Origin of the sequence: Winogradskyella pacifica (genome assembly GCF_003386275.1) — a bacterium.
GTDB lineage: Bacteria > Bacteroidota > Bacteroidia > Flavobacteriales > Flavobacteriaceae > Winogradskyella > Winogradskyella pacifica.
This window is the reverse complement of sequence record NZ_QREI01000007.1, coordinates 21,734-42,832: the sequence shown is the minus strand read 5'-3', so window position 1 is coordinate 42,832 and position 21,099 is coordinate 21,734. Positions and strand designations below refer to the sequence as shown.

The 21,099-nt window shown below is 34.0% G+C and carries 22 protein-coding genes; 6 read left to right on the top strand and 16 right to left on the bottom strand.

Annotated features, from left to right (window positions below; genetic code table 11):
• The first annotated feature begins 297 nt into the window (after positions 1-297).
• Entirely contained in the window at positions 298-1,374 is a 1,077-nt protein-coding gene (locus DFQ09_RS13995) for a PA0069 family radical SAM protein (RefSeq protein WP_181897188.1), read from the top strand.
• A 65-nt stretch (positions 1,375-1,439) separates the two neighbouring features.
• On the opposite strand, the gene DFQ09_RS13990 is transcribed toward DFQ09_RS13995, so the two are convergent.
• Positions 1,440-1,997: a hypothetical protein gene (locus tag DFQ09_RS13990; RefSeq protein ID WP_147298352.1), complete on the bottom strand. Its 558-nt coding sequence runs from the start codon at positions 1,995-1,997 to the stop codon at positions 1,440-1,442.
• Positions 1,998-2,391: 394 nt separating this feature from the next.
• Complete coding sequence (locus tag DFQ09_RS13985) at positions 2,392-2,949, bottom strand: hypothetical protein (RefSeq protein WP_115811397.1); 558 nt, start codon at positions 2,947-2,949, stop codon at positions 2,392-2,394.
• Positions 2,950-3,292: 343 nt separating this feature from the next.
• Between DFQ09_RS13985 and DFQ09_RS13980 the strand changes: the two genes are divergently transcribed.
• Both DFQ09_RS13980 and DFQ09_RS18955 read left to right on the top strand, forming a co-directional pair.
• Positions 3,293-4,165 carry an AraC family transcriptional regulator gene (locus DFQ09_RS13980; RefSeq protein ID WP_115811395.1) on the top strand — a complete coding sequence of 291 codons (873 nt, stop codon included), beginning with the start codon at positions 3,293-3,295 and terminating at the stop codon, positions 4,163-4,165.
• Between the two features lie 16 nt (positions 4,166-4,181).
• Positions 4,182-4,355, top strand: a complete 174-nt coding sequence (locus DFQ09_RS18955; protein ID WP_179349838.1) for a hypothetical protein — start codon at positions 4,182-4,184, stop codon at positions 4,353-4,355.
• Between the two features lie 6 nt (positions 4,356-4,361).
• Here the strand turns inward: DFQ09_RS18955 and DFQ09_RS13975 are convergent, their stop codons facing one another.
• From DFQ09_RS13975 to DFQ09_RS13955, 5 genes are all read right to left on the bottom strand, one after another.
• Complete coding sequence (locus tag DFQ09_RS13975) at positions 4,362-5,024, bottom strand: HD domain-containing protein (RefSeq protein ID WP_115811393.1); 663 nt, start codon at positions 5,022-5,024, stop codon at positions 4,362-4,364.
• Between the two features lie 9 nt (positions 5,025-5,033).
• Positions 5,034-6,014 (bottom strand): acyl-ACP desaturase, encoded by a 981-nt coding sequence (locus DFQ09_RS13970; protein WP_115811391.1) that lies wholly within the window; start codon positions 6,012-6,014, stop codon positions 5,034-5,036.
• A gap of 20 nt (positions 6,015-6,034) precedes the next feature.
• Positions 6,035-6,772 carry a lysophospholipid acyltransferase family protein gene (locus tag DFQ09_RS13965; protein WP_115811389.1) on the bottom strand — a complete coding sequence of 246 codons (738 nt, stop codon included), beginning with the start codon at positions 6,770-6,772 and terminating at the stop codon, positions 6,035-6,037.
• Positions 6,773-6,853: 81 nt separating this feature from the next.
• Positions 6,854-7,264: a BrxA/BrxB family bacilliredoxin gene (locus DFQ09_RS13960; protein WP_115811387.1), complete on the bottom strand. Its 411-nt coding sequence runs from the start codon at positions 7,262-7,264 to the stop codon at positions 6,854-6,856.
• Positions 7,265-7,400: 136 nt separating this feature from the next.
• Positions 7,401-7,805, bottom strand: a complete 405-nt coding sequence (locus DFQ09_RS13955; RefSeq protein WP_115811385.1) for a hypothetical protein — start codon at positions 7,803-7,805, stop codon at positions 7,401-7,403.
• Positions 7,806-7,936: 131 nt separating this feature from the next.
• Here DFQ09_RS13955 and DFQ09_RS13950 point away from each other — a divergent pair, with 131 nt between their 5' ends.
• Positions 7,937-8,725 (top strand): TerB family tellurite resistance protein, encoded by a 789-nt coding sequence (locus DFQ09_RS13950; RefSeq protein WP_115811383.1) that lies wholly within the window; start codon positions 7,937-7,939, stop codon positions 8,723-8,725.
• 286 nt (positions 8,726-9,011) lie between these two features.
• Here DFQ09_RS13950 and DFQ09_RS13945 read toward each other — a convergent pair whose 3' ends face one another.
• From DFQ09_RS13945 to DFQ09_RS13915, 7 genes are all read right to left on the bottom strand, one after another.
• Positions 9,012-10,172 carry a metal ABC transporter permease gene (locus DFQ09_RS13945; RefSeq protein ID WP_115811381.1) on the bottom strand — a complete coding sequence of 387 codons (1,161 nt, stop codon included), beginning with the start codon at positions 10,170-10,172 and terminating at the stop codon, positions 9,012-9,014.
• A complete protein-coding gene (locus DFQ09_RS13940; protein ID WP_115811379.1) occupies positions 10,165-11,292 on the bottom strand; it encodes a metal ABC transporter permease in 1,128 nt (375 codons plus the stop codon). Before DFQ09_RS13940 ends, DFQ09_RS13945 begins: the two co-directional genes overlap by 8 nt.
• Before the next feature lie 99 nt (positions 11,293-11,391).
• Positions 11,392-11,784, bottom strand: coding sequence for a VOC family protein (locus DFQ09_RS13935; protein WP_115811684.1), 393 nt, complete (start codon positions 11,782-11,784; stop codon positions 11,392-11,394).
• A gap of 74 nt (positions 11,785-11,858) precedes the next feature.
• Positions 11,859-12,632 (bottom strand): metal ABC transporter ATP-binding protein, encoded by a 774-nt coding sequence (locus DFQ09_RS13930; protein ID WP_115811377.1) that lies wholly within the window; start codon positions 12,630-12,632, stop codon positions 11,859-11,861.
• Between the two features lie 266 nt (positions 12,633-12,898).
• Positions 12,899-13,810 carry a metal ABC transporter solute-binding protein, Zn/Mn family gene (locus tag DFQ09_RS13925; protein WP_115811375.1) on the bottom strand — a complete coding sequence of 304 codons (912 nt, stop codon included), beginning with the start codon at positions 13,808-13,810 and terminating at the stop codon, positions 12,899-12,901.
• 77 nt (positions 13,811-13,887) lie between these two features.
• The gene (locus DFQ09_RS13920; RefSeq protein WP_115811373.1) at positions 13,888-14,358 is read right to left on the bottom strand and encodes a thioredoxin family protein; all 471 of its coding nucleotides are present in this window, start codon (positions 14,356-14,358) and stop codon (positions 13,888-13,890) included.
• A 13-nt stretch (positions 14,359-14,371) separates the two neighbouring features.
• Complete coding sequence (locus tag DFQ09_RS13915) at positions 14,372-16,672, bottom strand: TonB-dependent receptor (RefSeq protein ID WP_115811371.1); 2,301 nt, start codon at positions 16,670-16,672, stop codon at positions 14,372-14,374.
• Positions 16,673-16,771: 99 nt separating this feature from the next.
• Between DFQ09_RS13915 and DFQ09_RS13910 the strand changes: the two genes are divergently transcribed.
• Positions 16,772-17,428 carry a metal-dependent transcriptional regulator gene (locus tag DFQ09_RS13910; RefSeq protein ID WP_115811369.1) on the top strand — a complete coding sequence of 219 codons (657 nt, stop codon included), beginning with the start codon at positions 16,772-16,774 and terminating at the stop codon, positions 17,426-17,428.
• A gap of 124 nt (positions 17,429-17,552) precedes the next feature.
• Positions 17,553-18,362 carry a DUF6503 family protein gene (locus DFQ09_RS13905; RefSeq protein WP_115811367.1) on the top strand — a complete coding sequence of 270 codons (810 nt, stop codon included), beginning with the start codon at positions 17,553-17,555 and terminating at the stop codon, positions 18,360-18,362.
• Between the two features lie 373 nt (positions 18,363-18,735).
• Here the strand turns inward: DFQ09_RS13905 and feoB are convergent, their stop codons facing one another.
• Positions 18,736-20,835, bottom strand: coding sequence for a ferrous iron transport protein B (feoB, locus tag DFQ09_RS13895; RefSeq protein ID WP_115811363.1), 2,100 nt, complete (start codon positions 20,833-20,835; stop codon positions 18,736-18,738).
• Positions 20,828-21,055, bottom strand: a complete 228-nt coding sequence (locus tag DFQ09_RS13890; protein ID WP_179349824.1) for a FeoA family protein — start codon at positions 21,053-21,055, stop codon at positions 20,828-20,830. The genes feoB and DFQ09_RS13890 overlap by 8 nt, the downstream gene beginning before the upstream one ends.
• Positions 21,056-21,099 lie beyond the last annotated feature (44 nt).

Genomic DNA, 21,099 nt, shown 5'->3' with positions numbered 1-21,099 from the left:
ACAAAATAGTCTCTATTATTTTAAATCTAAACTCTGGATTTGTCCATGGACAAATTCAGAGTTTCATTATTAGTCAAAAGTTATAGATCTCAATAGGTCGTCTTGCATTAGTATCTTCTTTTAGTGCTCTAAATAATGCACATTCTGGTATTTAAGCTGTTATTTCTAGTTTTGAGTAAAACACCAAAGTAATTTAGTTAGATGCAAAAACTAATACGGTTTTGGATGCCATAGTTAATTAAGTTAAAACTACAACCTGTAGCCACGCTCAGTCAGCTTTCATACTAATTTTAGGGTATGATACATCCCAAATCAACTATAAAAGGCAGAGGCGCACAACAAAATACACACAATCGGTTTTTTGAGTTGTCTTACGAAATGCGAGACGATTTCTTAGAGTTTTGCCATAAAGAAGGTGAACTCTCGGACAATAATAAAACTCAATATCTTAACGTATTTCCTAAGACCATTGTTAATAAAGTAACGAGTCCAGATGTTGGTATGGCCTATTCCATGAATATGTATCAAGGTTGTGAACATGGTTGTATTTATTGCTATGCACGTAATAGTCATGAGTTTTGGGGTTATAGTGCTGGCTTAGATTTTGAACGTAAGATATTAGTTAAAAAAGATGCTCCTAATCTATTAGAAGCCCATCTAAAAAAGAAAAGTTGGAAAGCACAAACCATTGTTATGTCGGGTAATACAGATTGTTACCAGCCCGCAGAACATCAATTTGAGATCACTAGACAATGTTTAGCTGTGTTTTTAAAGTATAAACATCCTGTAAGTATCATTACCAAAAATGCTTTAATTTTAAGAGATTTAGATCTTTTAAAGGCCTTGGCAGAGGATAAGTTAATATCAGTAAATGTTTCTATAACATCGCTATCAGAAGATACTAGACGAATATTAGAGCCAAGAACAGCAACGATAAAACGACGACTTCAGGTTGTAAAAGAATTGAGCGAACAGGGTATTCCTGTAAACGTTATGCTGGCACCTATAATTCCTTCAATAAATAGTCATGAGATTCTGCCAATGGCAAAGGCAGTTTCAGAAGCTGGAGCTTTAAGTATTGGGCACACTATTGTAAGATTAAATGGAGCTATTGGAGAAATTTTTAGCGATTGGATAAAAAAAGCAATGCCAGACAAGGCTGATAAAGTATTACGACAAATTGAGGATTGCCATGGCGGTACGCTTAACGAAAGTAGGTATGGAGTGAGAATGCGAGGGGAAGGACAAATTGCACAACAGATTAATGATTTAGTGAAATTGGCGAGGTTAAAGTACTTTAATAATAAAGTGATGCCTGTATTAAATACAAAGCTTCATGAGCCTTTTAAAAATGGGCAGATGAAACTCTTTTAAACAAAAAAAAAGTGGGCTCTCTACAACCCACTTTTAACTAAATAAACTAATAAATAAACAATAATCTAAATCTTGAAGTTTTCAACAAACACACGACCATTTGCTCTGATTATAGCAGTGTATTCGCCTTTTAGGTTTTGGTCTAATTTGTAAATACGGTTTAATACGTCACTACCTTTTATAGTTTCAGAAAGGATAATGTCATTTTTAAAATATAGCTCTACATCCATTTCGTTGCTATCCATAGCTAATTTTGAAATGATAAGTTGAGAGTCATTAAGTCTAAAGACAGGCTTAAAAATCTTTTTACTTGTCGTTTCTAAAAACGTAACTTTATTCGCTTTTACTTTTATAGAATTTATATCTATTTCGAAATCTTTATTCACTTCAACAGTGTAAACACCATCTTGTAATTGTGAAAAATCATAAAGATTCTTTATGTTTCCGTTGTAATTAATACTACCACTATAAAGTACTACTCCTGCTGCATCTGATACAGAAATATGATCTCCCTTACTAACCAACTTAGAAGAAAGTATTATATCTGTTTTTGCGTTTGCATAGCTAGTTAGTGATCCTAATGTTATAGCTAATACTAAAATTTTTGTAAATACTGTTTTCATAATTTTTAATTTTAATCGTTTAAAAGCTGGACTTATAATTTGGGTCATAGCAATTTTTTCAGACTCCAGCTTTAAACGATTCAACACTGCAAATTTAGGGCAGTTATAGACGTGGTAAAACAACCATTTTGGCATATTTGTGTACTAAATTAACCTTAGTGGTTTGGCTCATTACTTTATGGGTTAAAATAACACATATTAATGGTAATCTTCTATAGCTTTATTGAGCGTGTTATACTTAAGTCTTTGATTACTGGTGTTTATTAGTCTCTAATACTAAAGCGACTGTAGATTAAAACGAATACTATATTATATAGGTGAGGGTAATAGTTTAAATCAAAAAAAAGTGGACCAATTAAGGGCCACTTTTAAAATAAATCTATTTAATTATAATCTAGATTTTAAAGTTTTTAACGAACACCCTGTCGTTAGATCTAACAATGGCAGTGTATTCTCCTCTAATACTATGATCTAGTTTGTAAGCTCTGTTTAAGACATCACTTCCTTTTACCGTTTCAGAGTATATTAATTCGTTACTAAAGTAAAGTTCTATTTTCATTTCTGAAGCATCTAAAGCTAATTTTGAAATCAATACTTTATCTTTTTCAACTCTAAATACAGGCTTAAAAATCTTTTCGCTTTTATGACTTATAAAGTTTACAGTATTGTTTTTAACTTCTACAGTATTAATATCAATTTCAAAGTCCTTATTCACTTCAATAATATATATACCATTCTCTAATTGCGAAAAATCATAAAGACGACTGATATTACCATCGTAATTAATAAGACCACTAAAGACTACTTTTCCTAAAGCATTAGTGACAGAAATTGTACTTCCTTTTTTTACATTATTAAAAGTCGGTAAAACTTTTAATGTGGCGTTGGCGTAGCTTGTATATGTTCCTAACATTACAGCTAATACTAAAATATTTTTAAATAATGTTTTCATGTGTTTTAATTTATTGATTTTTAATTGTCACATGCAGTTCGCTATTAATCATTTCTTTAATTGATATAGTTTTCAGCATGCTCGTTTCGTAATGTTTCATTTTTTTGGTTACAACTGAAATTTAAAAATTCACGTTTTTTTTAATAATCAGCTCAAATGATTTAACACTACAAATGTATAAGGTCTTCACCTTCAATAAAACAAGCATTTTGGTGTATTTATATGTAAAATTAACCTTATCCCTGTTTCAAATGCTGTATGTGGTTAAAATAGAATATATTATTGGTAATTGTATATAGGTTTTCATTTTAAATAGACTTAACTTTGCAGTAATAAATCTATTATGAATACAAGAAAACCTACATTAGAAAAAATAAGTCCCGAATTTGGTAGTTCTCTTAAAGTTAAAAAGAACGATGTATATACAGGAGAGAGTAAACCGTTTTGGCACTTTCATCCAGAAATGGAACTGGTATATGTTAACAAAGGCCAAGGTAAACGCCATATAGGAAACCATTTATCATATTTTAATAACAGTCAATTATTACTTTTAGGATCTAATTTGCCTCATAACGGGTTCACAGATCGTCTTACCATTAATGGAAGTGAAACTATTGTACAATTTAAACCAGAGTTTTTGGGTGAGCATTTTTTTGATATTCCAGAAATGGAGGATATCAATAAAATGTTTGAGCGTTCTAAAAAAGGAATTCTTTTTGGGATTAAAACAAAGCAAAAATTTGGGAAGAAAATTGAAAAATTAAACGAAAAAGAAGGCTTCAAAAAAATATTAATATTCCTTGAAGTGTTACACGGTTTAGCTAAATGTGAAGATTACACATTATTGAATGTCGATGGTTTTGCCTTTGAAACAGAACCACAAGATAGTGCTAAGATTGATGTTGTTATTAAGCATATAAATCAAAATTTTCAGGAGCATATTAGTTTAGATGAAATCGCTGATAAAGTAAACATGACGGTACCTGCGTTTTGTCGTTATTTTAAAAAGGTAACAGGTAAGACATTTACAAAGTTGGTAAATGAATACCGTATTGTGCATGCTACCAAATTGCTTTCGGAAAGTCAAAAGAGTATTGCAGACGTTAGTTTTGAGTGTGGATTTAATAATTTTTCGCACTTTAATAAACTATTTAAAGAGTTTACAGGTAAAAGTGCTTCTAAGTATAGAGGCCAGTTAAAATTAATGGTTCAATAATTTAATTGTGATAGTTATGGATGATAAAATAGAAATTGCAATAGTATACTATTCTAAAAAAGGCCAAGATATTTTAAATGCTGTAAACTCTAATAGCAATTTATCTGCAGATGAAATTATTCACTATGGCCAAGAAATGGCAGAGATTGAATATAAGTTAACTGCTTTAGAGGTGGCTAAAGAAAATTAATAGATTTTATTTTTCGCCTTCCCACTCGGCAAAAAACTGTTTCAGAAAACCTTCCATGTACTTGTGGCGTTCTAAAGCAATGCGTTGTCCTGTTTTAGTATTTAGCTGATCTTTTAACAATAACAATTTTTCGTAGAAATGATTAATTGTTGGCGCTTCTGAGTTTTTATAGTCTGCCTTAGTCATATTAAGATTAGGCTTTATATCAGGATTATAAAGGGCTCTATCTTTAAAACCACCATAATTAAAACAGCGCGCAATACCAATAGCTCCAATAGCATCTATACGATCTGCATCTTGGACTACTTCCATTTCTTTAGAAGTGAACGACGTATTTAAATCAAACGAATTTTTAAAAGACATGTTATCTATAATCTGAGTCACATGCTCTATAATTTCACTGTCTACATTGTGTTTTAATAGAAATGTACTAGCTATTCTAGAGCCGAGTGCTTCATCTCCGTTATGAAATTTAGGATCTGCAATATCATGAAGCAAAGCGGCTAACGACACGACTGTGATATCTACATTTTCTTGCTTAGCAATTAGTAAGCTGTTTTTGTAAACACGTTCAATATGAAACCAGTCGTGACCACCTTCAGCATTCTTGAGTTCAGTTTTAACGAAATCAATAGTAGCTTCAATGAGTTGCGTATCAGAAATTGTCATACAAAATTATTACGCAGGATCTACCCATTTAAATTGATAAGAATTCTCAGGAATCTTCATACGCTCAGACAAACGATACATTCTTGGAGGTAGTTTCATTAAGTAATCTCTTGCTTTTTCGGCTTCCTCATTAAGTCCGGTCATTTTTCCTATTTCCCAACGGTCAATTAGTTTCTGTAAGATATCTACATAATCGTTAGACGTATAAACACCAAGACGTTGTGCGGTGTTAGAAAATTCTTCGAAAGCCGTACCAATACTCTCACCAGATTCTCTTAAGAAATGTGCTGGCATCGCAATTTTACGTTTCATCATATCGTGAAAAGCCATCATCATCTGATTAGGGTCTACAGCAAAAATGCGCTCTACAAACTCAGAATACGCATGGTGGTGACGCATTTCGTCTCCTGAAATGATTTTACACATTTTAGCCAATTGCTTATTACCTTTTTGTTTGGCAATTTTAGCCACACGATTATGAGAAATATAAGTCGCTAACTCTTGAAAGCTTGTGTATACAAAGTTTTTATAAGGATCTCTGCCGGTACCAATATCAAAACCATCGCTAATTAAATACTGCGTAGTTTTTTCAATCTCGCGCATATTTACACGACCAGATAAGTACAAGTATTTATTTAAAACATCACCATGTCTGTTTTCTTCACCTGTCCAATGTCTTAACCAGGTAGACCATCCGTTACGTTCAATTTGATCTACACCTTCAACATCCATAAGCCAAGATTCGTAACTTGGTAAGGCTTCTTCGGTAATCATATCACCAACTAAAACCACCCAAAAGTCGTAAGGCAGTTCCTTAGATAATTCTCTAATCTCCCTAACCTCTTCGTAAAATGAATCTTTTGTAGGGTCTGGTAAGAAATCTGTAGGTTGCCAGATTTTCTCAACAGGAATTAAATATTTTTCAATCAGTGATTGTACATCTTTTTCGAGATGTTGCATCACTTCTAATCTTACGTTTTTTAGCGACATCTTAATGGTGTTTTTGGTAATTAATTCTCAATAGCAGCAACAATAGTTTGTTCTACTTGCTCAATTAATTCAGTCTTATCTGTAAAGTTAATAATTTCTAGGGGCTTATGAACAGTAAATTTCATATGATTTCCTATTCCCATTGGGAAATTCCCGTAGCGTAACATTTTCCATGAGTTATTAACCGTAACAGGAACGATAAGTGCAGAAGGCACTTTCTTGAGTAGCATTTCTAATCCTTTGGTTTTAAATGGTCTTGGAACACCATCTTTACTTCGTGTGCCTTCAGGGAAAATAACAGCTGCTCGTTTTGTTTTTTCAATATAATCTCCAAAGGTCATCATTGCAGATAACGATTGTCTCGGATTTTTTCGGTCTATTAAAACCGATCCTCCATGTCTTAAATTGTAAGACACACTTGGGATGCCTTTTCCTAATTCTTTTTTAGAAACAAATTTAACATGGTGTTTGCGCATATACCACATAATAGGTGATATATCATACATACTTTGGTGATTAGAAACTATAATTAGGGGTCGGTCTGTACTTAAATTATAGGGATTGTAAAATGAGATTCTGGTGCCCAAAAGATTAAGGCAGCGCATAATAAAAAATTGTAGCCAATCTACACTAACTTTAAGTGCCTTATAGCCAAATACATTAAAGCTAATCCATTGAATTATATGAAATATAACCAAGGTTAACCCAAAGCATAAATAAAATATAACCGAAAGCGGATAGGCTAGTATTTTTCTCATGTGGCAAAGGTAATCAATGGAATTTAGGAACAAAAAAACCACGATAAAAATCGTGGTTTAAATACTTAGTTTTTTTATCTTTTAGCAATGCTCGTTATAAGCATCTTTAAGATTCTCAGCAATTAATGCTGCAGGACGACCTTCAATATGGTGACGCTCTAACATGTGTACTAATTCTCCGTCCTTAAATAAAGCCATACATGGCGAACTTGGAGGAAAAGGAACCATGTGTGCTCTTGCTGCATCAACAGCTTCTTTGTCTACACCTGCAAAAACAGTAACAATATGGTCTGGTTTTTTTGCATTGTCTAAACTTGTTCTAGCACCTGGTCTTGCATTTGCTGCTGCACAACCACAAACTGAATTTACAACAACTAATGTTGTACCTTCTTTTGCAATAGCACTTTCTACAGCTTCTGATGTATGTAATTCTTCAAAACCTACTTTGGTTAAATCCTCACGCATTGGTTTTACTAATTCTGCTGGGTACATATCTTTATATTTTAATTAATCTTATTTTGAATTGCAAAGATAATGAAAAATAATAGGCAGTCGTTAGTCTTTAGTTCGTAGTTTAAATGGTACTATTTTGGTTTTCAATAGTGTTTAGGACTATTGAAAATTTAAGCTATCTACTAAATGTATATTGAAAACCATCAGAAATCATACCTTCATCTAAAATGAGTTGATTAGTGGTTAAACTTATAATTCTCAAATCGGTATTGTCAATAACTACACTGGTTTCATTAGATGTTGTTAAGACTTCATAACTATAAGTTCCAGAAGCATATCCACTATGTATAGCATTACTTGTATCATTATTGGTAACGGTAATTTCAGACGATTCATTGTTAAAATGCCATGTAATTATACCCGATTCAAAATCATCATCAACACCTGCGAAACCACCAGAAACATTGACTAAAGACCAGGTTGCATTAAGTGTTGGTTCTGAGTCTTGCTGTGCGTCGTCATCACTGCTACAACTTAGTGTAAGAAGCATTAAGGCTATAATATAAAAAGTGATTTTCATAATATTAAGGTATTGGTTATAGCTATAAGATACGACTTTGCGCAAATGGTTGCGTACAAAACGTAACAAATTACATTTTCATCCAACTAACATATAGTATATTTACAGCTTTAGAAAATCAAAAATATAATATGAGTTTTGCAAAATGGATTGGTGGTGCTTTAGGTTGGTCTTTTGGAGGTCCAATTGGTGCTATTATAGGATTAGCTTTGGGTAGTTTTGTCGATAATTTAACAGATAGTGGAACACCCTTAATAGGTGATCGTCAAGCGGGAAAACAGCGCGATACGTATCGAAAAACACCAAATTACGGTCAGCGTACAACGCGACCACAAACACAATCTGGTGACTTTGAAGTAAGCCTCTTAATTTTAGCGTCTATTGTTATTAAAGCAGATGGTAAGCAAGATCAACGCGAACTCGATTTTGTACGTCAGCAGTTTACCAATATGTATGGTAAAGATAGAGCGAATAAGGCTTTTGAATTGTTTAAACGCATTACCAAACAAAATATATCTACACGCCAAGTTTGTTTACAGATTAAGCAAATGATGGATCATGCATCGCGTCTGCAATTAATTCACTTTTTATTCGGAATAGCAAAAGCAGATGGTTTAGTTACTGAAGACGAACTACGACAGATTTATACCATAACGGGGTATTTAGGGATTAGTAATAGAGACTTTGAAAGTATCAAAGCTATGTTTTATAATAGCAGTGACAATGCTTATAAAATCCTAGAAATCGATAAATCAGTTTCTGATGCTGAGGTTAAAAAAGCATATCGTGGTATGGCTAAAAAATACCATCCAGATCGCGTTGGTCATTTAGGTAAAGAACATCAAGAAGGTGCGGAAGCTAAGTTTAGACAAGTGCAAGAGGCTTATGAGCATATTCAGAAGGAACGTGGGTTTAAATAAACCTATCGTTGATGATTGTTTGTCCTTAGTTGTTGGATAACAATATGATGTTATAAAAGTTTATTCTTTCCTTTCTTTTTCTTTCAATCGTTTTTCAATGTATTTAAAGTAGCGTTGTGTTTTATACTTGTTATAAATGAAAACACACAGGACGATAAATCCTATGATAAGTAATCCGTTTTTACCGGTGAAATAATTTAATAGGTTCATGAGATTTAAATTATTTAGGATCTGTCGTAGTTAAGCCTTGAAGCTTTCAATTGTAGTAGAAATAAATGCATGGAATTTATCCTCTAAACAAAAAGAAATCATCTTTCATATCTTCAATCTGTGCATCTTCGTTGGTCATAATATAGTCGATGGCTTTAGAGGTAAATTCATCTCCCTTTTTAGTTAAGGACACAATATTTTTTTCAATATGAATCATGTTATTTTTTTTCGCTAAATCGAGAACAGTTTTAGCACGTACTTTTTGCCAATTAATATGTTCTCTTAGGTGGTTAACATGGCGTTCTTCGAGTTCATCATGATTCTTTAAGTGTAATAAAAATGTGAGCAAAGACACTTCGGTGCGTTGCTGTTTTTCTCTGTACATTACAGCAATCACTCCTTTTGATGGTGCAAATAAATACACTAACAAAAATACTAAACCAAGAACCGTTGTGATGGAACCGGCAATAGAAGCATCTAGCCAATGTGCTACCCAATAACCGAAAATGGCACTAAAAATTCCGAAACCGATGGCTAAAGCCAACATCTTCTTTAAATCTGTGGTTAACAAATAGGCAGCAGCAGCGGGTGCAATCATTAAAGCGACAACTAATATAGCGCCAACCGCATCAAAAGAACCCACAGTGGTTACTGAAGCCACCGACATTAATCCATAATGAATAATCGCTGGTGAAAATCCTAAGGATGCCGCCAAACCTTTGTCAAAAGTGCTTATTTTCAATTCTTTAAAAAATAGAATTAAAAGTGTAATTGTGATGAGTAGAATGGTGCCAACGACCCAAAGTGATTTTGGCCCCACATCAGTTCCTGCAATGAGTAATCTATCAAAAGGGGCAAAGGCTAATTCACCTAATAAAACAGCATCGACATCTAAATGGACATCGTTGGCGTTTTTAGCAATTAGAATGACTCCAATACTAAACATAGCAGGAAACACCAACCCAATGGCTGTGTCTTCTTTTACTAATCCTGTTTTCTGAATGTATTCTACTAAAACTACCGTAATAATACCTGTTAAAGCGGCTAGTAGAATTAATAAGGGTGAATTTAAATCTTGTGTCACAAAAAAACCAACGACAATACCTGGTAAGATAGAATGACTAATGGCATCGCTAATCATGGCCATTTTTCTAAGGACTAAAAATGTTCCAGGAATGGCACAAGCAACAGCCACTAAACTCGCTATAAGTTGTATTTCAAGTTGTGCGTTACTCATCTTCAGTAGATTGTTTAGTGTACAAATTGGCTGCGGTTTCAAATCCTGTTTTGGTTAAACTCCACATATTTCCATCGAGTTGTACATAGTCCTTATCTACCAATTTTTGAAGTGTAGAACGTGTATAACCTTGAAAATTATTTAAAAGTTTTATGGCGTGTGGGTGTGAAATGTCTTCGTGTGTTTCTGCAATATGATGCATAAATGCTAAAGTTTTATGCAATTCTAAATCACGACGGTTTTTAATAAATCGTATTTGCTTAAACAACAAGCCACGACTTGGGGAAAATATAAATGAAAACATTACAAAAACTCCAGCCACTAAAACGATAACAGGGCCTGTAGATAAGTTATTCTGACTTGCGCTAATTGCAGTCCCGAAGACTCCAGAAAACGCACCAAAAATAGCGGCTAAGAATACCATAACTGATAAGCTATTTGTCCATTGCCGAGCCGCAGCTGCAGGTGCCAAAAGCATAGCGCTCATTAAAACCACACCAACAGTTTGAAGTCCTAACACAATAGCCAAAACAATAAATGTCGTAATAAGAATATCTATAAATTTAGTATTGAACCCAAGTGTTTGCGTGTAGTCGGCATCAAATAATAGGATTTTAAATTCTTTCCAGAAGGTGAGCATTACAATTAAACAGAGTCCTGTGACAATGGCCATTAGCCACACATCACTTTCTACTAAAGTTGCTGCTTGTCCGAAGAGGTATTTGTCTAATCCGGCTTGGTTAGCATTAGGTTGTTTTTGAATAAAGGTGAGTAGCAACATTCCGAATCCAAAAAACAAGGATAGAATTAAACCTAAAGCAGTATCAGATTTTAAGTGGGTTTTTGTGACAATACCTCTTATCCAAAACGTACCGATTAAACCACTAATTAATGCTCCGATTAATAATGTGTTACTGTCTTTGGCGCCAGTAATTAAAAATGCGATTGCAATACCAGGTAAAGCCGCATGAGAGATGGCATCTCCTAATAAACTTTGTTTTCTGAGTACTGCAAAACTACCAAGCATTCCGGTAACAGCTCCTAAAATGGCTGTTCCTAGTGTGATGGTTCGTAGCGTGTAGTCTGTGAAGACTAGTTTTATGTATTCTGTTATATCCACAATTCTTGCGAAAGCAGGAATCTCATCCTACTTTGTAATATTTTTTTCGTTTAGTTTGTAGGCCTCAAAGGTTTCTAAAACTTGTGAGGTCTGTATATTTTAATTCTTAATTGGTGTACAGATTTCAATAAGAAACCCATTAATATCTCTTAAGTACCCCACTTTTTGTCCCCAAGGTTTTTCAATTATAGGTTCATATTCTATGGCTCCAGCTTTTATCGCTTTATTAAAATCATCTTCAATATTTTCAGTTGTAAAAGCCATTTCAATTCCGTTTGGCTTTTCGTTTATAGAAAGTTGTTTAAAGCCTTTTTTAAAGTTTGAATTTCCTAAGGAATGAGACGCAAAAGCGATGGTGGTTTCTCCTGAAAGTAGCTCACCATAATCATGCTCTGGTGTGATGAATTTTTTTTGAAACCCAAAAGCGTTTTCGTAGAATGACATTGTCTTTTCAACATCTTCGACATATAAAATGGTGTATGCGTATTTCATGTTTTTTATTGCTTTCTTAGTTCTCATTAGAGTAAGCACTGCCAACCGCCAACTGAACAGTATCAACTATGTTTCTACTCCTGTATACTCACTTTATAATTAATACCATAAGTCTTCGTTAAGTTATCGTCATTGAAGATATCCTTTACAGGTCCTGTGGCAATTTTCTTCACATTTAAAAAGGTGACCCAATCAAAATATTCGGGTACGGTTTGTAAATCGTGATGCACTACAATAACCGTTTTACCTGCTTTTCGTAATTCTTTTAAGATGTTAATGATGGCAATTTCAGTGGTGGCATCGACTCCTTGAAATGGTTCGTCCATAAAATAGATAGAAGCATTTTGTACCAAAGCACGTGCTAAAAAAATACGTTGTTGTTGTCCTCCCGAAAGTTGACTGATTTGTCGGCTTTTAAATGCTAACATCCCTACTTTTTCTAAAGCTTCTAGTGACGCTTTTTTCTCTTTTTGGCCAGGACGTTTTATCCAACCTAGACTTCCATAGGTTCCCATCATCACCACATCTAATGCTGTTGTTGGGAAATCCCAATCTACACTACCTTTTTGAGGCACATAGGCTACGAGTTGTCTTTGCTTTTTATAAGGTTTTCCGTAGATAGTGACACTACCTGCAATCGGTTTTAAGATTCCTAAAATAGATTTTATAAGTGTGGATTTCCCTGCTCCATTCGGACCAACAATAGCCATTAAAACTCCTTCTGGAATTTCTAAATCGATGTCCCAAAGAACCGGTTTGTAGTTGTAGGCAACGGTAAGATCGTCTACTTTTACGGCAATTACTCCTGCGGAAGCAGGAGTCTTATTATCAATAGTTTGTTCTTTCATAATTTTAGTTCTGTTCATTTTGTCTTGATACAAAACGAACCAAAAAATCACAATCAAAAATTAGAAAATTGCTAAAGCATCACTCACTTTCAGAACTTCGTGCTTGAGGCTGCGCCTCGCATCTACGTTCCTTCGTTTATTATTTTTGAATTTTGATGTTCAATTCTCTGAATTGATCTAGGACATTCTTCTTTGCAATATTAGTTTTCAATCTCTTTTTACTTAATTTTTTTAAAATTGCCTTCACTGTAAACGGCAACTGAATATTATTTTAAAGCATTTACAATCGTATTTACATTATACTCAAACATACCAATGTAGGTGCCTTCAGGCGTTCCGGCATTTCCAAGGGCATCAGAATATAGTGTGCCTCCAATTTCTACATCATGTCCTTTAGATTTTACAGAAGCCTGCAGAGCTTCAATCGTTCGTTTTGGTACTGAACTTTCTATAAATATGGCTTTAATGTTTTTTTCGATAATAAATGTAGCCAATTTTTGAACATCTTGTACACCGGCTTCAGTTGCTGTTGATATACCTTGTAAACCAACGACTTCAAATCCGTAGGCTTTTCCAAAATAATTAAACGCATCATGGGCAGTTACTAATATTCTTTTTTCCTTTGGAAGTGTTTCTATGGTCTGCTTTATGTTATTCTGAAGTGCTTCTAATTTTACGATATAAGCATTTTTGTTGGCTTCATATTTTTGCGTGTTTTTAGGATCCTTTTCAGATAAGACAGCCGCTACTTTTTTTGCAAATTGTTCAAAATAATTAATATCGAACCAAACATGAGGATCATAATTTGAAGCAAAATATTCAGAACCTATAAGTGTGTTTTTATCTAGAGCATCTGAGAGTGCTATGGTTGTTTTTTGAGAACTCTCCATTTTTTCAAGGACTTCTACGAGTTTTCCTTCTAAATGTAAGCCGCTGTAGAATATGATATCTGCATTGACTAATTTAGAAACATCACCTTCGCTGGCTTTATATAAGTGCGGATCGACGCCAGAACCCATTAAGCCTTGTATATTAATCATATCTCCACCAATATTCTGAACTAAATCAGTAATCATGGTCGTTGTAGTCACAATATTCAGTTTTCCATTATCTTTAGATTCATCTTTGCACGCCGTAAAAATGAGCGTGATAGCTAAGAGGAAAATTATTTTTTTCATATATCTAAATATTTATTACGAAGGTACTAAAAAATGAGAAGAGTTAATCGGTTTTTAGTAGGATTCAAATCTGTTTTTTATTGATCTGAAAGAATTTTAGAAAGTTGTTTCACATTGAGGTACTGAAAGTAACGTGCTGTGGCTTGAAATTTCTCGTCTAAGAATACTAATGCAGGCAATGAAAATGGTTTGTTTTTTTGCCTTGCCATTAATAATGGAATTTGATGAATAGGGTTTCTTTTGTTTAAACGTTTGTTGATGAAAACCTGATTGCCGAAATATATAGTGTCCTTCGTTTCAACATTCATTTTAACAGCGTAATAATCTCTGTTAAGTAAATCAATAATTAGGGTGTCTGTAAAAACTTCTTTTTGCATTTTTAGGCAAGGTGCACACCAGTCGGCATAAAAATCAATGAATACTTTTTTAGGTTGTACTTGAAGAGACTCTTCTAATTGTTCAAAATTAAGCCAATTCACAGCCTTTTCGGATTGTGAAAAGACTGTGCTAGCCATTACTAACACTATTAAATTGAGAGAAATTTTCATAGTTTTTTATTTATTAAAGCGAACTGATAGAAAGTCCTAAGAAAAAGGTTCGTGGTGCTGCAGATCCATAAATATAGTTGCTATCACGATTTTTACCAGTATCAAAATCACTTTGGTAGCTATTGGTAATATTCTTAACACCTCCATAAAATTCTATGCCTGTGCTTACTTTTGGTAGATTGAATGTGTAACCCAAACGCAAACTCAATTCAGTAAACGTATCTGTTGTGTCGTATTCATCAACGGTTTGTCCTGTGCCATCTCCTGCAAAATGGGTAATATCCATTTGACCTGTATAGATTAAATTGGCACTTGCTGTAAATTGTTTTGTCGGTTTGTACGTTAACGTAGCATAACCATAATCGTTAGGTGTTCTTAAAAATTCGCGTTTAGTTTCTAAACCTTCAATGTTTTCAACCGCATCGTCAAATTTGCTTGACTGTATGGTGAATCCGGCTTCAACTTCAAAAACATAATCAAAATTAGCGCGTGCCTCCAAAGTGAATCCTTTTACGGTTGCGCCACTACCATTTCGCTTTTCAAAACGTTCTCCAAATTCATCTTCTCCTAGTGGAAATTGAAAAAAGGCATCCTTCAAGTGAGTATAAAACCCTTCAACTGTAAAACCAGCGATAAAATGTTCTGTGGCTTTGTCGTAATTCATTGAAGCGGTAAAACTGTTAGAGCGTTCTTCAATTAAGTCTTCTGAAAGTGAAATTCTAGAGATACCACCACCAGCAAAAGCAATATGTAAATCGGTGTCAAAAGCCTGTGGTGCTCTAAAGCCAGTTCCCCAACCTAAACGGAATTGTGTGGTTTCTTTTAGTTTATAGAGCAAAGATAACCGTGGGCTAAAAACAACATTGTCTACCAAATTATGATCGTCTAATCTGAAGCCTGCTAGAAAATTGATGTCTTCAGTAACTTCCCAATCATTTTGAACAAATACACCTAAGTTTTTTGTGGTCTGATCGATGAGGTAATTGTAAGACGTAATTTCATCCATAACATCATCATAAACATATTCTACACCAGCGGTTAATACCGTTGTTCCTTCTAAAAAATCATCGAATCTATTATTTAATTGAACGCCTCCTTGATGTGTGGTAACTTCGGAGATTCCGTAAGGTGGATCTGCAAAAAAGACAGTTTGTGCATCGGCATCATCTGGAATAATTCCGGTGTAATGGTCACGATCTGTACGCTGACCTCCATAGTATAAAATCAATGAATTTTTATCGTTGTTAAAGTTGATTTGATAATCTAAACTCGCCATAAGCACATGGTGATCGCGCTCTTCGGATTGTTGGGTTAAATAGGCCGGTTTATCTACCATTTCACCACCAAAACGGTACTCGTAAAGCTTACTTAAATTGACTTCTAATTTTGAATTTTCTGTAGGTAGAAAAAAAGCATTTACCCCAAAAGAGGTATTTTTTAGTTCTGGTAATTCAGAGAAATTATCGGCATTGGCGTCGTAGGCTGTTCGGGTTCGGTTACTTACAAAAAAGGTCGCGCCAGATTTATAGTCGTCGCTAACCACAGTGGCATTTCCATTGATTAAATTTTGGTCAGCGCCTCCGTTGATGTTCTGATAGGTATAGCTAAAGTTATAACCATCTTGTTTGGGGATTTTGGTAATTACGTTTACGGTTCCTCCGATAGCACTAGATCCGTAGAGTGCTGAGACACCACCACGAACAACCTCAATGCGTTCTATCATATTAACTGGGATTTGTTCTAAACCATATAGTCCAGTTAATGGGCTAAAAATAGGACGTCCGTTAATAAGGATTTGAGAGTATCCACCTTGAAGTCCGTTCATACGAATTTGGCTATAATTACACGTTTGGCAATCCATTTCAACACGCAGTCCTGGTTGAAAGCGTAAGCCTTCAGAAAGATCAGTGGCTACAACCTGTTCTAAAGTTTCGCTATTAATTAAATTCACGATAACAGGAGAATCTGTACGACGTTTTTCTGTACGTGTCCCTGTAATGACCACTTCGTCTAAATCATTTTTATTGATTAAATCGAACGAGACATACACATTATCAGTTGTGATAGAAACGCGTTTTGTTTCCGTTTTAATGCCTGTAAATGAAGCGACTAAAATATAGGTGCCCGCTTTTAAATCTTTTATGATAAAATTTCCATTGTCATCAGATAGTGTTCCTTTTGAATTGTCTTCAATATAAATATTGGCAAAAGGTAATGGTTGTCCATCCGAAGTTACTCGACCAGTAATTTCATAGGTGTTTTGGGCATTTATACAAGTGATTGAAGCAAAAAGTAAAAGCAGTATTAGTCTCATCTTTATTATTTTTTAAGCAAATATAAATATATTTTTAGATTAGTCTAAAAATATTTTAAGAAGTTTACTTTTTCTATATTTGCTTTACACGATAAAACTATGATTACACTAACAGAAGAAAATTATATTAAAGCCATTTACCATTTAAGCAGTAATGGCGAAAAAACGGTGAATACAAATGCTATAGCTTCTGCGATGCAGACGAAGGCATCTTCTGTTACGGATATGATTAAAAAACTATCTGAAAAGAATTATGCGGATTATAAAAAATACCAAGGTGTTACTTTAACGGATGACGGTAAGCGTGTTGCTGTAAATATTATTCGTAAACATCGCCTTTGGGAAGTGTTTTTAGTTGAGAAGCTAAATTTTTCTTGGGATGAGGTTCATGAAGTTGCAGAACATTTAGAGCATATTAAATCTGATAAATTGATTGATGAGCTAGATGCGTTCTTAGAGTTTCCTACGTATGATCCTCATGGAGATCCTATTCCTGATAAGGAAGGTAACTTTAAGCATATTGAAAAAATAGTTTTGGCTAAAGCTGAAGTTGGCTCTACTTATAAATGTGTGGGAGTGGATGATACGTCTTCTAAGTTTTTAAAATATTTAGACAGTAATCATATTGCGCTCGGTACAATAATAACAGTAAAGCATAAAGAACCTTTTGATAATTCTATAAAAATAGCTTTAGAAAATTCTGAAATTGTAGTTTCTCAAAGTGTGGCTAAAAATTTATACTTAAAGAAGATTTAATTCCGCTCTTGGTAAAAATCTCACTTAAAAAGCTAAACTTATCTTAAAATAATGAAGTCTAATCGTTGGTGTTCATTTTACACTATAATTTTGAAGTCATTCTCATTTAATAAAATTCTATAATATGTCTCATATGTTTAAGTCTAGTATCGTTTGTGTTTTGCTTGTAATACTTGCTACAAGTTGTAAAAGTGAAAAGAAAGAGTCAATTGAAGCAGAAACTTCAGAACCGATAGTAGAAAATAAGATTCTCACACCTGTAGAAACTATTGAAAAAGCTTATAACAAAGATGTGTTTTTATCTAACGAAGCTATTGAGTTAGATATGGTGGTCAGTTTTGGTGGTAGTGAACGCCTTAATGGAAAAATGACGTTTTTAACCAATTCAACAAAAGGAAAAATTGAATTGAACGATGGTACTTTTATTTATTATGATGGCGAAAAAGTATTCCATTCTCCAAATCTTACAAACGGTAAAGCAGCGCGATTTGATGCTTACACATGGATGTATTTCTTATTGTTTCCTACTAAGTTGAGCGACCAAGGAACTATATGGTCTGATGTAGAAAGTGCAAAACTTAATGATAAAACATACAATTCGCAACATTTAACGTTTGAAGCTAATACGGGCGATGCACCAGATGATTGGTATATTGTTTACAGTGATCCAAAAACCAATATGATGGATTATGTAGCTTACATTGTTACCGTTAATAAATCTACAGAAGCAGCGGAATCAGATCCGCACGCTATAGGTTACTCTAATTATAAAATGATTGATGGTGTGCCAATTGCACATAACTGGGAATTTTATGAGTGGTCTAAAGATGCTGGTTTAGGTAAAGTGATTGGTAATACGCTTATCAACAATGTGAAGTTTGTGACGCCAAATGCTGACACGTTTTCTATTCCTGCAGATTTTATAGAAAAATAGGATCAACTTACTTACTACTATTACTCTGTATTAAGGTTTTTAAGGCAAACAGGAGAATGATTTCTATACTTATATAGAAAATACCGTGAATGATTGTTAGGTCAAATAGTGCTACAAATACTAGGGCTGAAATAAAAAGACCAATACATACAAGAATACCACTGATGAGGTCTTTTAAAAACGTTGTTTTGTTAGATTTATAATCGAAAATGTAAGCGATTATGATAACGACTAATGACATCCACAGCCATCATCGCCGCCACAAGCTTTAGCTGATTTTTTCTTAGGGGACCAAATGTATTTTCGTACTAGAAAAAGTAAGGCCAATCCTAATGCAGCAAAAACTAATATGTTTTGAATTATTGTGTTCATATTATTTCAAGACTTGATAAGCGATTAAAGCAACAATATAAGCAAATCCACTCATAATTACTAATTGATACATAGGCCACTTCCATGAGTTGGTTTCTTTTTTCACAACAGCAAGTGTACTCATACATTGCATAGCAAAGGCATAGAACAAGAGCAATGAAATACCAGAAGCAAAATTAAATAATGGGCCTCCAAGTATAGGATTGACTTCGCCTGCCATTCTGTTTTTAATGGTTTCTTCTTCATCACTACCAACACTATAAATAGTGGCTAGTGTCCCAACAAAAACTTCACGCGCAGCAAAAGAACTTACGATGGCAATACCAATTTTCCAATCGTAACCTAAAGGTCTAATTGCTGGTTCTATAGCGTGGCCTGCAATACCAATAAAGGAATGCTCTAGTTTATGAGATTCTATTTTTTCGTTTAATTCATCTTCAGGTAAATTCTCTGAAGCAAATTTTTCGGTGACAATACTTTCCGCATTATTAAAATTATCGCCTGGTCCATAAGATGCTAAAAACCACAATACGATAGAAATTGCAAGTATAATTTTACCCGCGCCAAAAACAAAAGCTTTTGTTTTTTCTAAAACCGTTAGCGCCACATTTTTAAATAAAGGCAATTTGTAATTTGGCATTTCTACCACAAAGAAACTCTTACTTTTTATTTTTAATATTTTATTAAGAATCCAAGCCGAACCAACCGCGGCTCCAAATCCAATAAGGTATAAGAGCATTAAAGTTAAGGCTTGATAGCTTAATCCTAGTATGCGTCCTTCGGGTATAACTAAAGCAATAATGATAAGATATACAGGTAGCCTTGCCGAACACGTAGTGAACGGTGTTACTAAAATAGTGATTAAGCGTTCTTTCCAGCTTTCAATATTTCGAGTTGCCATAATTGCAGGAATGGCACACGCTGTTCCAGAGATTAAAGGGACAACGCTTTTTCCGCTCAATCCAAAACGTCGCATAATTCTGTCCATTAAAAACACAACACGACTCATATAACCGCTTTCTTCAAGAATAGAAATAAACAAAAATAAGAAGGCGATCTGTGGAATGAATATAACGATACCTCCAAGTCCTGAAATAATACCTTCAGCTAGTAGGTTTGTAAAGGCACCTTCTGGTAATGTGTTTTTTGTCCATTCACTTAAAGAGGCAAATGAACTATCTATAAAATCCATTGGAATGCTAGACCAGTCATAAATGGCTTGGAATATGGTGAGTAAAATAACCCCAAAAATTAAGTAACCCCAAACTTTATGAGTTAGAATTCTGTCTAGTTTTATGCGTAAATCTTTTGCCGATTTTAGGTCAATAGTTTGTCCTAATTTGAGTGTTTCGTTTATAAATTGGTAACGCTTTATGGTTTCCTTTTGTTGAAGTCGTTTTAAATCTGTTTTAGATTTGGTTTTAAAATCCTCTACGGCTTCAAATGTTTTTCTATCTGTTTTGCCGAAGTTTACATCTTGAGTTATAACTAACCAAAGTTTGTATAATAATTGATTCGGAAATGCTTTTCTTAAGTTTTCAAAATAAGCTTTATCTATAGTAGAGGCATCTAGGCAAGGTTCTGTAGAAAGTTCTTTATAGTGTGTTATGAGTTCCTTTAGCTCGTTAATCCCTTTGTTTTTTCTGGTGCTTATTAAAGCTATTTTGGTTTTTAATTCTTGTTCTAAATAATCAATATCTAAAGAAATGCCTTTGTAAGCCATTCTATCAGACATGTTAATAACAAGAATTGTAGGGATTTTTAAATCTTTGATTTGTGTGAATAGTAAAAGATTTCGTTTTAAATTTTCTACATCACTAACTACAACAGCAAGATCTGGGTAATCTTTATCGTTTTTGTTTAATAGTAATTCTATAACAACGTTTTCATCTAAGGACGAGGCGTTTAAACTATACGTGCCGGGTAAATCTATAATATGCGCTTTTACTCCTCGAGGCAGTTTACAAATACCTTCTTTCTTTTCAACGGTAATGCCAGGATAATTACCAACTTTTTGATTTAACCCGGTTAGGGCATTAAAAACAGACGTTTTACCTGTATTGGGATTTCCTATTAACGCAACATTGATTTGCTTACTCATGCGCAGTTTCAATTATAATGTGAATAGCAGTTTCTTTTCTAATGGCTAAATGCGTACCATTAATGTTAAGATACATTGGGTCTGCGAAAGGAGCAACTTGTACAAGCTCTACCAAATTACCAGGTAAACAGCCCATTTCGAGCAATTTTAATGGAATATGAATAGAAGACACATCTGTTATAGTGCCTTGTTGTCCGCGTTTTAATTCTGCTAATGTCAACCTCTCCTTATTTAGAATTGTTATAAAGAAGCAAATGTAATAGA